Below are 12,345 nucleotides of genomic sequence, written 5' to 3' on the forward strand. Positions count from 1 at the left end.
CATGCCGGTCCCGACGAACGGCGCTTCGGCGCGTACCAGCGGCACGGCCTGGCGCTGCATATTCGAGCCCATCAGCGCGCGGTTGGCGTCGTCATTCTCGAGGAACGGAATGAGCGAGGCGGCAACCGAGACCAGCTGCTTGGGCGAGACGTCCATCAGCGTGATCTGCTCGCGCGGCGCGATCAGGAACTCGCCGTTGCGGCGGGCCGAGATGATCTCTTCGCCGAACGTGCCGTCCTTGTTGATCTCGGCATTGGCCTGGGCGATCGTGTGCTTCGCCTCTTCCATCGCCGACAAATAAACCACGTCGGTCGTCACCTTGCCGTCGACGACCTTGCGGTACGGCGTCTCGATGAAGCCGTACTTGTTGACCCGGCTGAAGCTCGCGAGGCTGTTGATCAGGCCGATGTTCGGCCCTTCCGGAGTCTCGATCGGGCAGATCCGGCCGTAGTGCGTCGGGTGCACGTCGCGCACTTCGAAGCCCGCGCGTTCGCGCGTCAGGCCGCCGGGGCCCAAGGCCGAAACGCGGCGCTTGTGTGTTACCTCGCTCAGCGGGTTGGTCTGGTCCATGAACTGCGACAGCTGCGACGAGCCGAAGAACTCGCGGACCGCGGCCACCGCCGGCTTGGCGTTGATGAGGTCGTTGGGCATGACCGTCGAGACATCGACGCTGCTCATGCGCTCCTTGACCGCGCGCTCCATGCGCAGCAGCCCGACGCGATACTGGTTCTCGAGCAGTTCGCCGACCGAACGGACGCGGCGGTTGGCGAGATTGTCGATGTCGTCGATTTCGCCCTTGCCGTCCTTGAGGTTCACCAGCTCCTGGACGACCGCGAGGATGTCCTCTTTGCGCAGCGTCGTGACGGTATCCTCGACGTCGAGGCCGAGGCGCATGTTGAGCTTGACGCGGCCGACCGCGGAGAGGTCGTAGCGCTCGGGATCGAAGAACAGCCCGTAGAACAAGGCGTCCGCGGTTTCGCGCGTCGGCGGCTCGCCTGGGCGCATCACGCGATAGATGTCGGCGAGCGCGCTGTCGCCGTCCTCGCTCTTGTCGGCCTTGAGCGTGTTGCGGATCCAGGGGCCGGTGTTGACGAAGTCGATGTCGAGCAGCTCGAGCCGCTTGACGCCCGCCTCGTCGAGCTTCGCCAGGTTCTCCGGAGTCACTTCGTCGCCGGCCTCGATGTAAATCTCGCCGGTCTTCTCGTTGATGAGGTCGTAGGCTGAATAGCGCCCGAAAATCTCCTCGGTCGGGATGAGGACGTTCTTGAGCCCGTCCTTGGTCGCCTGGTTGGCGCGGCGTGGGGTGATCTTCTCAGCCGCCTTGAACACGACTTCGCCGCTATCGGCATCGACCACGTCGTGGCTCGGCTTCATCCCGCGCCAGGCGTCGGCACTGTATGGGATCTGCCACCCGTTCTTGCCGCGGGTGTAGATAACGCGCTTGTAAAAGGTGTTGAGGATTTCCTCGCTCGGCATCCCGAGCGCGTGGAGAAGCGCGGTGACCGGTAGCTTGCGCTTGCGGTCGATGCGGACGTTGACGATGTCCTTGGCGTCGAACTCGAAGTCGAGCCAGCTGCCGCGATAGGGGATGACCCGCGCGGCGAACAGGAACTTGCCGCTGGCGTGGGTCTTGCCGCGGTCGTGATCGAACAGAACGCCCGGCGAGCGGTGCATCTGGCTGACGATCACGCGCTCGGTGCCGTTGATGATGAAGGTGCCGTTCATCGTCATGAGCGGCATGTCGCCCATGTAGACGTCCTGCTCCTTGATATCGATCACCGACTTGGCCTCGGTCTCGGGGTCGATCTCGAAGGTCGTCAGGCGCAGCGTGACACGCATCGGGGCGGCATAGGTAAGGCCGCGCTGGCGGCATTCATCGGTGTCGTACTTGGGCTCCTCGAGCTCATAATGGTCGAAGTCGAGGTGGGCGGTGGCGGCGAAATCGACGATCGGGAACACCGAGCGGAGCGTCTTCTCGAGGCCCGAGACATATCCGGTCTTGGGGTCGGAACGCAGGAACTGCTCGTAGCTCTCGCGCTGAACCTCGATCAGGTTCGGCATCTCGGAGATCTCGTGGATGTTGCCGAAGATCTTGCGGATGCGCCGCGAATTGGTCTTGAGACCGCTGGTCGTCTTACGCGGTGCGGTGATCGCTTTGCTGGCCATGTGCTTCCCTGCGCTGTGCGGACGCGCATGGAGGCGCCTCCGCTGAACTGCCGGTATTCCGGCTATTTGTGGAGCGCTGGCCCGCTACCCTCTCCAATGCGTGCGGTCCGTGCGCCGTTCGGACCCTGTCCCGGAGAGGACGGGAAAAGCCCCGGGCGCACGTCACCGTGCGGCGGAGCCGAGATGTTTGGATGAAGCCTATATAAGCCGTTTCCAACAGCCCGCAAGACCCTGGCAGAACGAAAGCGGGGGCGCCGTTGCCGCACGCCCCCGCTGCCCCTGCGCCGGGAAGGCTAGAAGTTCACCGCCGCCGACAGGAACACCTGTCGCGGGTCGCCGTAGAACTGGGTCGCGACGCCGGTTTTGCCGAGCGCCGGTGTCGGAAGTCCGGTCACGGGATTTATTATCAGCGCTCCGGTGAGCGGATCGCTGGCCATGAAGTTGTAGCCGCCAGTCACATACTTCTTGTTTGTGATGTTCTTGGCGTGGAGACCGAACTCATAGCGGTTGCCTGCAGAGCGCCAGATGATGTTGGCGTCCCACAAAGCATAGCCAGGCTGGTCAAGGAACGGCGTCGATATCTCGAACTGCTGAGAAGCGCTGCGGTAGGCGACCGTAGTGTTCGCATCGAGATGTCCACTGGACAGCGGCGTGCTGTAGTCCATGGTTCCGCTCAACGTCCATTTGGGCGTATTCTGGAGCTTCCGGTGAGCGGCTACGTCGGTCGGGACGCTCCTGGCGGGGACCGCGCCGGGGACGGGGAGGTTGGTGATGAAACTCAGGTATTTGCCGTCGAGGTAGCCGAGAGAACCGGCGAAGCTCAGCCGATCCCCGGGCGTTGCGACGTCCTGTGCGAGGCGAGCATTCGTCTCGATCTCGACGCCGCGCATGCGTGCCTTGCCCGCGTTGGTCGTTACGCCGCAGAAGTTGGCGAGGCCGCTCGTCGTGCAGGGAGACGATCCTGGCACTTGGACGTCGTGATACTCGGCGTCGAAGATCGCCGTGGCCAGCTGGAGCCGATGATCCAATAACGCCGCTTTCCAACCGAACTCGTAGCTGTCGACCTTCTCCGGCTTGAAGGTGATGAAATTGTAGATGTCCTGGTAGGATTGCGACGGTGCGTTGATCCCTTTGCCGCGCGGATCGAAGCCGCCGCCTTTGAAGCCGCGCGAGTAGCTGATGTACAGGTTGTGGTCCGGCGTCGGCTTGAAATTGATCGACGCACGCGGAGTGAACGCCTTGTCGGTGCGGGTCCCGTTGAAGTTGGTGGTCGTTCCTGCGAGCGACGGTGGAAGCACCGTTCCAATGCCGAATCCGTTTGATCCGCCGAGCCCTGGCTGGCCGCCCAAAAACCGCGTCTGGGCGAGGATGTATGCAGTGCGCTGGTCGTTAGTCCACCGACCGCCGAGCGACAGGGCCCACTGCTGTGAGAAATTGTAGGTGAAATCGCCGAACGCCGCCCAGGTCTTGGTATGCACGCTGCCAAGAGTCGAAGAGGTTAAGCCAGGAAGTGCGGTCGGCAAGGCCGTGTAGAGCCGCACGTCGAATTCGTCGAAAGCCCTGGCGTCGAGGTAATAGACGCCGGCCACGCCCTGGATCTTCGGTCCATCGACGACCAGCTGGAATTCCTGGCTGGTCTGCCGGTTGCGATAGATTGCGGGAACGTCGACGTCGACGAAGGGCGTGGCGTCGAAATCGATCGGCGTGTAGCCGACGTCCTTGCGGTAGGCGCTGATCGAGCGAAACTTCAGCCAATCAGTTATGTCCGCTTCCGCGTGAAGTGCGACGCCGCCGGCGCGCACCTTCTGGGTCGGGTCCGTGAGCCCACCCTGCGTGTCATAGACATTGCTCAGTACGGGCAGGCTTGCGACGCACGAGAAGGTCGCGGTCGGGACGGTGCAGAAGTTGGGATAGAAGCGGTGCCCGCCGCGCGGGTTGCTATCGTCCATGATGTAATCGCCGGTGAGCCGGAAGAAGATGCGGTCTGACGGAATCAGCTCCAGGCTCGCGCGGCCGGCAAGAATGTTCTTGTTATAATTGCTGATGCCGGTGGTCAGGTTCTTGCCGAACCCGTCGTTGCTGAGACGGGCGCCGGCGACGCCGAACAACACGCCTTTGGTAATCGGCGTTGAGGCTGATACGATGAAGTCGGCTTGGTGATGCGTGCCGATGTTGGTCCGCATGCTGATGTGGGTTCCGTCCGCCGGAATGCGCTTGGTCACAAACTTGACCGCGCCACCGATCGTGTTTCGGCCGTACAATGTGCCCTGCGGGCCGCGAAGCACCTCGATCCGATCAACGTCGTAGATATCGAGCACCGCGGCCTGTGGACGGTTCAAGTAGACGTCGTCGACATAGACCCCGACGCCCTGCTCGAAGCCGGCGACCGGATCCTGCTGACCCACGCCGCGGATGAACGGCGTCAGCGTGCTGTTGGTGCCGCGGCTGACCTTCAGCGTCACGTTCGGCGTGGTTTTGGCCACATCGGTGATTGTCAGCGCGCCCTGCCGGTCGAGCTGCTCACCCGAATAGGCGCTGACCGCGATCGGGACGTTGAGCAGCAGCTCGGTGCGCCGCCGCGCCGTGACGAGGATCGCCTGGTCGCTGCCGGTCGCCGCCTGGGCCTGGGTCTGCGCGTTGTTCGAGGTCTGGGTATCGGTCGGTGCCGCGTTGGGCTGAGCAGTGGCCGGAGTCGTGGAAAGCGCCGCGACGGCAGCTGTGCCGAGCAATGCGGCGCGTACAGTAAGAACGCGCATGTTGTTGTCTCCCCCTTGCGGAACCCTCCATTGCCTCCGCAGTCAGATTGATGTCATAATGAAAGTTGAACCGCGTTTCAACTTGCGAATATAACGGGTCGCGGTACGGGGAGCCGGATGGGGGAAACTGCGGAGGACCACGTACGGCCAAGCGCCGGAGACGGCAGCAAGACTCCGCGCACCGCGCGGGGCGAGCGGACGCTGCGCAAGATCCTGGATGCTGCACGCGAGGAATTCGGTGAGCGGGGCTTTTCCGATACTTCGATCGTGGGCATCACCCAGCGGGCCGGAGTCGCGCTCGGGACTTTTTACACTTACTTCGAGTCCAAGGAGGCGCTGTTTCAGGCGCTGGTGCGCGACATGTCGGCCCAGGTGCGCGATGCCGCTGCCCCGGCTTTCACCGAACCCGTTCATGCACTCGATGCTGCGCGCAGGGGGCTGGAGCTTTTCCTGCAGTTCGCACGGAAGAATCGCCATATCTACCGGATCATCGACGAGGCCGAGTTCGTCGACCCGGCGACGTATCGCGAACATTACGAAACGACCGTCACGCGCATCACCGCGCGCCTGATCGCCGCGCGCGGCAAGGGTGAAATTGCAGCAGATCTCAGCGATGACGATCTCGAGATCCTTGCCTGGGCATCGATGGGCGCGAACGTCTTCCTCGGCCTTCGCTACTCGGTTTGGGACAGTGCCGATCCGGCAAGCGTCGCGGCGGTTGCAAACCGATTGTTCCGGAAGGGGATAGCGGCGTGAGCAACGGCGGGATCGCCGCCGCCGCCGAGCGCTACGCCGACCGCTATTTCCTCGTCCGCGACGGGCTGAAGCTCCACTATCGCGATTACCCTGGCGCAACCGACAAGCCGCCCATCTTGTGCCTGCCCGGCCTCACGCGAAATGCGCGCGACTTCTCCGATCTTGCCGAGCGCTATTCGCCGCGCTTCCGGGTGATCGCGCTCGATTTTCGCGGGCGCGCCACCAGCGACTACGACCCGTTCCCGGCGCGCTACAATCCGGTGACCTACGCCGCCGACGTGGTCGAGCTGCTGGATCAGCTGAGCATCACCGCGGCGATTTTCGTCGGCACGTCGCTCGGCGGCCTGGTGACAATGGTGCTTGCCGCCACGGCGCCGCAATACATCGCCGCCGCGATCATCAACGACGTCGGCCCCGACGTCGACCCGGCCGGCATCGACCGCATCCTCACCTACGTCGGCAAGGATGTGCGCTTCAACAGCTGGGACGCGGCGGCCGACGCGATTTCGGCAAACTACGGCAGCAACTTCGAGCGCTTCACCCATGCCGACTGGGTCGCCATGGCGAAGCGCAATTGCCGCGAAGAGAATGGCGAGATCCGCTTCGACTATGACATGGCGATTGCCGAGCCGTTCAAGACGGCGGGGCCGACGCCGCAGCCGGACCTGTGGCCGCTGTTCGCAGCGCTTGGCAGCAAGCCATTGCTGGTTGTGCGCGGCGCCAAGAGCGACCTGCTGACTGCAAAAACTGCCGAGAAAATGCGCGCGGTTGCCCCCAGCATGAGGCTCGCCGTCATTCCCGGTGTCGGCCACGCGCCCGAGCTTAGTGAGCTCGAGGCGACCGCCGCAATCGACGAGTTTCTGCTGTCTCGTTGAATCGGCGGTCCCACAGCGGGACAAGTCCAGATCGGACCTAATAGCCTGATTGTCGTCGTTAAAATTTCATTTAATATATCACGACAAGAACAGTTCAACAGAGCTCGCCACCTCTTGAACCCGGGATGTAGGCGATGAAGGGGCAATTTTCATGCGACGCATACTGACGGCAGCAGCTGCTGCGACAGCGATCGGGCTTGCGACTCCGGCTACCGCCGCCACCGTTTTTACCGGAACCAACGGTAGCAACCTCAGTGCGTCGGCGACATTCGACATCGTCGCGGGGAACCTGATGGTCACGCTGACCAACACCTCCGCGGTGGACATCAACGATCCTGCGCAAGTGCTCCACGCGTTGTTCTTCGATATCACCAGCAATCCGGCGCTGACCTACACCAGCGCCAACATCTGCGGCACTTGCAGCTTCGTCGGAACTGTCTCCGGCACGGGCACCAACGTCGGTGCCGAATGGGCCTATAAGCAAAATGCAAGCGGGTTGGGCGGCGGCGTGACGCAGGATTACGGCCTCAGCTCCGCCGGCTACGGAATCTTCGGCCCCGGTGACGTGCTCAGCGGCGCGCCCGACCGGGGCGGTGCGACCACTCCGCCCGATGGCGGCGACTTCGGCCTCCTGTCCGCAGGATATTCCACTGCGGGCGATAATGGCGGCATCACGAACAACCAGCCGTATATCAAGAACAGCGTGACCTTCAGCCTGGGCGCCTTTGACGGCTCGCTCGCGAGCGTCTCGAACGTCCGCTTCCAGTACGGCACGGCGACCACCGACACCCACTTTGGCTCCGGCGTCCCCGAACCGGCGACCTGGGCGATGATGCTCCTTGGCTTCGGAGGGATCGGCGTTTCGATGCGCCGCCGCCGCAAGCCGGGTCTGGCGCAGCTCGCTTAGGGCAGTTTCAACCGACAGTCCGTTGCCCAAAAACTAACTGTCGACCGGCCCGGGACCCAAAAGGTTCCGGGCCGTTTATTTGTGCCGCGGAGGTAAGAAAAGGGCGACCCGTTGCGGGGCCGCCCTTTGTCTCTTGCCGTGAATCCTTGAAGCTTACTTGAGCTCGACAGTGCCGCCGGCATCCTCGATCTGCTTCTTGATCTTCTCGGCCTCGTCCTTGTTGACGCCTTCCTTGACCGCCTTCGGCGCGCCTTCGACCAGCGCCTTCGCCTCGCCGAGGCCAAGGCCGGTGATCACGCGAACTTCCTTGATCACGTTGATCTTCTTGCCGCCGTCGCCGGTGAGGATGACGTCGAATTCAGTCTTCTCTTCGGCAGCCGGAGCGGCGGGACCCGCAGCGGCGGGACCGGCAACCGCGACCGCAGCCGCGGCCGAGACGCCCCACTTCTCTTCGAGCGCCTTGGCCAGATCCGCGGCCTCGAGGACGGTCAGGTCGGAAAGCTGGTCGACCAGCTTGGTGATGTCAGCCATTTGATACTCCTTGGTGGGGCATCAGCCCCGTGTTGTCGTGACGTTGATGAAAAGCTTTGCCTTACGCGGCCTCTTTGGCCGCATAGGCACCGAAGACCCGGGCCAGCTGGGCACCCGGCTCGTTGATCGTGCGGGCGATCTTCGTCGCGGGCGCCTGGATCAGGCCCACGATGGTCGCACGCAGCTCGTCGAGCGAAGGCAGCGCAGCAAGCGCCTTGATCCCGTTCACGTCGAGGACCGTGTCGCCCATCGCTCCGCCGACGATCTCGAACTTGTCGTGGGTCTTGGCGAAATCGACCGCCACCTTGGCGGCCGCGACGGGGTCTGCGGACGTCGCAAGCGCGGTCGGGCCTGTGAGCAGGTCGCCGATCGGCTTGTAGCGCGTGTCCTCGAGCGCAATCAGGGCAAGGCTGTTCTTCGCAACTTTGAACTGGGCGCCGGCGTCGCGCATCTTCAGGCGCAGGTCCGTGGACTGCGCCACCGTCAGACCATGGTTGCGGGTGACCACAACCACGCTCGTCGCGGTGAAGACGTTCTTCAGCTCGTCGACCAGATCGGATTTTTGCGATCGATCCATGCCAACTCCAAAAATTCGTCCGGATCTTGTCCGAACGAGCTTCAACAAAAGCCCGGGCACCGTGCCCAAGCGCTAAATGTCCGTGGGGTTGGGATCGATGGCGCCGCGCCGGGTTTCCCTTGGCAACGCACAACGAAACGGTTGCCCGTTTCGAATGATTCCTGTCCCCGTCTAGGCCGCAAATTAAGAGGCGTCCTTGCGAAAGGATTGGCCTCAGCAGCTGTCTCGGACGGTGTTCGCCCCGGCGAGCCGGTGCGAGCGCGCGCCTATAACGGAACCTGTTCGCAAATCAAGGCGTGTCAACCGGGATGTGCGGCGAGCCATTGCGCCGTCTCGGCATTTATCCACGACGCACGCGCGGATTGTGCGCGGATGCGGTCGATCGACTGGTCGATCGGCTTACGGTCGGTCGCGGCGAGATTGGCCTTGGCATAAGCCTCGAGGATCGGGATCAGCGCCGCGTCTTTGCTCGCCGCGCTCAGTCGTTGCATGAACCGCGACCGGCCGGAAATGTCGATCAGCTGGTTGACCTGGGGCAAATGGCCGAGGACGAAGTCGATTGCCAGCCGAGGATGTTGTCCTGCAACCGACGCGATCATGCCCGAGCTGACGGTCTTGCCCGGCTCGGCGGTGAGGGCGAGTTCGAGCGCGCGCTGTGCCAGCGCCTCATTGCTGGTCGCGCCAAGCAGTTGATAGAGTGAAGTTCGCTCGATTGCGCCGGTTGCCTGTTGCGCCCGCGCGTGCAGCGCGTTCCAGGTCGCCGCGTCGGCATTGGCGGCGATGACGCCAAGCCAGGTCGCTTTGAGCGAGCCGGGAATTGCATTGGCATCGACCTGCCAGGCCGCGAACAGGCGATTGGCTTCGGCGATGACTGCCGGATCGCGCAGTTTGCCGAGATCGCCGATCAACGTGTCGCGGAGCACGGCCTCGGTTGGCGCTTCCGCCGAGCCCGGGACGAAGCCGAGCTGCTGCAGGCGGGGGCCATAAAGGCGGGTCACGCGGGCCGCGATGGCGGCTTGCGCCGCCGCGTTTTCGCGGAGGTTGTCGTGCAGCGTCGTCCATTCCTCGACGGCGGTCCCAACAACCTTGGCGTTGGAGTTGGAAGCGACAGCGCCGAGCAGGCAGAGGCCGGCGGCCATTGGCTGGTAACCCGCTTGCGACAAATCGAGCTGATCGTTCAGCAGTCCGTACTGATCTACCGGGCCGAGCGCCGGAAAAGAGTTCGTCAGCGCGGCCAGTTCGGCGGGCGAGTAGAGCGTACGGAAATAGCCGCTCTGTCCCGCGTTGACCAATAGTGGCCCGCAGCCGGCCGCGGTGATTTCACTCGATGGCCCGTTGGTTATCACCAAGCTTGCGACGCCGCCGGCGGTGACTCGAACCGGCACGTGCCAGCGTCGCGGATTGGCCGATGCTTCCGTGCGCTGATCGTTCGAGAATTGCGACTGGGTGATCGTGGCCACCGTCTGGCCGCCGGCGCATTGCGATGGGCCGACCTCGATCAACGGAACGCCGGGCTGGTTGGCGAAGTCGCGCGCGATCGTCCCAAGGCCGGTTGCACCGGCCCGCTCCATCGCCGCCCAAAGATCTTCGGTCCGCGTGTTCTGATAAGCGTGACGGCGGACGTAGTCCTGAATGCCGGTCCGCCAAATATCGGCGCCGGCGAAATTCTCGAGCATCGCGATGACCGATTCGCCCTTCTGGTAGGCGATCCGGTCGAACGCCTGGTTGGCCTGTTCGACGGTGCGGACCTGTTGAACGACCGGATGCGTCGACCGGAAGGAGTCGAGCCCGATCGCGGTTTCGCGCGCCGCGACGTGATTGACGTCTGCGCGCCAGTCGGGATGGAAGTGCTGAGTGGTCTTGTTCGCCATCCAGCTGGCGAAGCCTTCGTTGAGCCACAGATCGTCCCACCAGGCCATGGTGACGAGGTCGCCGAACCACATATGCGCCATCTCGTGGGCTTCGGTGCTGAAGATCTGCTGGCGCTGTCCGGCGCTTGTGATCGCCGGGTCATCGAGGATCGAATGGTCGAAAGTGAAGATCGCGCCCCAATTTTCCATTGCTGAGAAGAATTGCGACTGGCCCGGGCCGCCGACGTTGTCGAGCTTGGGCAGCGGGTAGGGCGTTCCGAAATAGTCGTTGTAATAGGGCAGGATCTGGGCCTCGGCGTCGAGCGCAAGCTGAGCCTTCGGTCCGTTGCCGCGCGATGTGACGATGCCGACTTCACGACCGGCCGCGGCCTTGGTCACCCGGTCGAAATCGCCCAACGCGAAGAACAACAGGTAGGACGACATCACCGGCGTCGTCACGAAGCGCACTTCCTTCAGGCCACCGCCGATCGCCTTACTGGAAGCTGCCGGCATGTTGCCGACGGCCATCTCGCCCGCCGGCACGCGTGCCGTGAGGTCGAACGATGCCTTGTAATCGGGTTCATCCCAGCTCGGCACGAAGCGGCGCGCGTCGGCGGCCTCGAATTGGGTGAACAGCGAGCGCGCGTCCTTGCCTTCCTTGTTCTTGTAATCGAGCGCGAACAGCCCGTTGGCCTGGGTGTTGATTTTGCCCGAATAGACGAGCTCGAGCCGATAGGCGCCGGACGCAACCGCATCAGGGAATGTCAGGGTCGCCGTCTGTGCCGCTTCATCCAAGGCAATTCGCGCGTTGGCCGCCAGCACCCCTTTTGCAGTTCGAAGGCTCGCCGAGACTATACGGAGATCGGCAGCGTTGAGAACCAACGTGCGTGTCGGCTTGATCACGTCGAGGTCGATGGCAACCGTGCCGTCGAACGTCAGCCGCTCGGCGTGGGGCGTGACGATGATCGCATAATGGTGCGGGATCGCGGTCCGCGGCAATTGCGTGGGCAAGGTCGGGTCGACGGTGTCGGCTCCGGCGACCGGGACCGCCGAAGCTGGCGCGCCGAGGACGAACGCCGCCGATGCGAGCAGCGCGACAACAAATTTCATGAAGTATTCCCTCCACTTACGGCAAAGCGCCAGCCGTCCGATGGTCGTCTACCGCGGGCCGGCAGTGGGTGGAAGGCCCGGCCGCAGTCTCTCCTGCGACCGGGCGGTACCATTCGACTAAGCGCCCGCGATCTCTTCGAGGTCGACCTTGAGGCCCGGACCCATGGTCGAGGACAGGCTGAGCTTCATGACGAACTTGCCCTTCGCGCCCGACGGCTTGGCGCGGATGATCGCGTCCATGAAGGCGGTGAAATTCTCCTTGAGGTCGCCCTCGGAGAAGCTCGCCTTGCCGATGCCGGCGTGGACGATGCCGGCCTTCTCGACGCGGAACTCGACCTGGCCGGACTTGGCGTCGTTGACCGCCTTGGCGACGTCCATCGTCACCGTCCCGAGCTTGGGGTTGGGCATCAGTCCCTTGGGACCGAGCACTTTGCCCAAGCGCCCGACGACGCCCATCATGTCCGGGGTCGCGATGACGCGGTCGAAGTCGATGGTCCCGCCCTGGATGGTCTCCATCAAATCCTCGGCGCCGACCACGTCGGCGCCCGCCGCCTTGGCCTCGTCGGCCTTGGCGCCCTTGGCGAACACGGCGACACGCACGGTCTTGCCCGAACCCTTGGGGAGGTTGACGACGCCGCGGACCATCTGGTCGGCGTGGCGCGGGTCGACGCCCAGGTTCAGCGCCACCTCGACCGTTTCGTCGAACTTGGTGGTCGCGTTCTGCTTGACCAGCGCGAGCGCCTCATCGACGCCGTAGAACTTCTCGCGGTCGACCGGGGTGAGCGCCTTCTGGCGCTTGGAAAGCTTGGCCATGTGC

At 63.8% G+C, this 12,345-nt stretch carries 9 protein-coding genes; 3 read left to right on the forward strand and 6 right to left on the reverse strand.

The genetic code is table 11. The features are described 5' to 3' along the window. Both rpoB and ACJ8FR_RS04630 read right to left on the reverse strand, forming a co-directional pair. Positions 1 to 2,166: DNA-directed RNA polymerase subunit beta (gene rpoB, locus ACJ8FR_RS04625; protein WP_407827449.1), on the reverse strand; the 2,166-nt coding region annotated here is incomplete at its 3' end. Positions 2,167 to 2,459: 293 nt separating this feature from the next. Continuing rightward, positions 2,460 to 4,922 carry a TonB-dependent receptor gene (locus ACJ8FR_RS04630; RefSeq protein WP_407827450.1) on the reverse strand — a complete coding sequence of 821 codons (2,463 nt, stop codon included), beginning with the start codon at positions 4,920 to 4,922 and terminating at the stop codon, positions 2,460 to 2,462. Between the two features lie 117 nt (positions 4,923 to 5,039). On the opposite strand from ACJ8FR_RS04630, the gene ACJ8FR_RS04635 reads away from it, so the two are divergent. The 3 genes from ACJ8FR_RS04635 (at position 5,040) to ACJ8FR_RS04645 (ending at position 7,460) form a co-directional block, all read left to right on the forward strand. Beyond that, positions 5,040 to 5,678: a TetR/AcrR family transcriptional regulator gene (locus tag ACJ8FR_RS04635; protein WP_407827451.1), complete on the forward strand. Its 639-nt coding sequence runs from the start codon at positions 5,040 to 5,042 to the stop codon at positions 5,676 to 5,678. Then, entirely contained in the window at positions 5,675 to 6,553 is an 879-nt protein-coding gene (locus tag ACJ8FR_RS04640) for an alpha/beta fold hydrolase (RefSeq protein ID WP_407827452.1), read from the forward strand. Before ACJ8FR_RS04635 ends, ACJ8FR_RS04640 begins: the two co-directional genes overlap by 4 nt. A 151-nt stretch (positions 6,554 to 6,704) precedes the next feature. Beyond that, positions 6,705 to 7,460, forward strand: coding sequence for an XDD4 family exosortase-dependent surface protein (locus tag ACJ8FR_RS04645; RefSeq protein WP_407827453.1), 756 nt, complete (start codon positions 6,705 to 6,707; stop codon positions 7,458 to 7,460). Between the two features lie 153 nt (positions 7,461 to 7,613). On the opposite strand, the gene rplL is transcribed toward ACJ8FR_RS04645, so the two are convergent. The 4 genes from rplL to rplA form a co-directional block, all read right to left on the reverse strand. Beyond that, on the reverse strand, positions 7,614 to 7,991 hold the full coding sequence (gene rplL / locus ACJ8FR_RS04650; RefSeq protein WP_407827454.1) for a 50S ribosomal protein L7/L12: 378 nt from the start codon (positions 7,989 to 7,991) through the stop codon (positions 7,614 to 7,616). A 61-nt stretch (positions 7,992 to 8,052) separates the two neighbouring features. Next, positions 8,053 to 8,568, reverse strand: coding sequence for a 50S ribosomal protein L10 (gene rplJ, locus ACJ8FR_RS04655; protein WP_407827455.1), 516 nt, complete (start codon positions 8,566 to 8,568; stop codon positions 8,053 to 8,055). A gap of 299 nt (positions 8,569 to 8,867) precedes the next feature. Further along, positions 8,868 to 11,528, reverse strand: coding sequence for a M1 family metallopeptidase (locus ACJ8FR_RS04660; protein WP_407827456.1), 2,661 nt, complete (start codon positions 11,526 to 11,528; stop codon positions 8,868 to 8,870). 117 nt (positions 11,529 to 11,645) lie between these two features. Next, positions 11,646 to 12,341 carry a 50S ribosomal protein L1 gene (rplA, locus tag ACJ8FR_RS04665; RefSeq protein WP_407827457.1) on the reverse strand — a complete coding sequence of 232 codons (696 nt, stop codon included), beginning with the start codon at positions 12,339 to 12,341 and terminating at the stop codon, positions 11,646 to 11,648. Positions 12,342 to 12,345 lie beyond the last annotated feature (4 nt).

It is taken from the genome of Sphingomonas sp. (assembly GCF_045810705.1).
Classification (GTDB): Bacteria; Pseudomonadota; Alphaproteobacteria; order Sphingomonadales; family Sphingomonadaceae; genus Sphingomicrobium.

Coding starts and splice junctions, on each gene's coding strand:
- rplL (WP_407827454.1), bottom strand. CDS start 7,991: ATGGCTGACATCACCAAGCTGGTCGACCAGCTTTCCGACCTGACCGTC.
- ACJ8FR_RS04660 (WP_407827456.1), bottom strand. CDS start 11,528: ATGAAATTTGTTGTCGCGCTGCTCGCATCGGCGGCGTTCGTCCTCGGC.
- ACJ8FR_RS04635 (WP_407827451.1), top strand. CDS start 5,040: ATGGGGGAAACTGCGGAGGACCACGTACGGCCAAGCGCCGGAGACGGC.
- ACJ8FR_RS04630 (WP_407827450.1), bottom strand. CDS start 4,922: ATGCGCGTTCTTACTGTACGCGCCGCATTGCTCGGCACAGCTGCCGTC.
- ACJ8FR_RS04645 (WP_407827453.1), top strand. CDS start 6,705: ATGCGACGCATACTGACGGCAGCAGCTGCTGCGACAGCGATCGGGCTT.
- rplA (WP_407827457.1), bottom strand. CDS start 12,341: ATGGCCAAGCTTTCCAAGCGCCAGAAGGCGCTCACCCCGGTCGACCGC.
- rplJ (WP_407827455.1), bottom strand. CDS start 8,568: ATGGATCGATCGCAAAAATCCGATCTGGTCGACGAGCTGAAGAACGTC.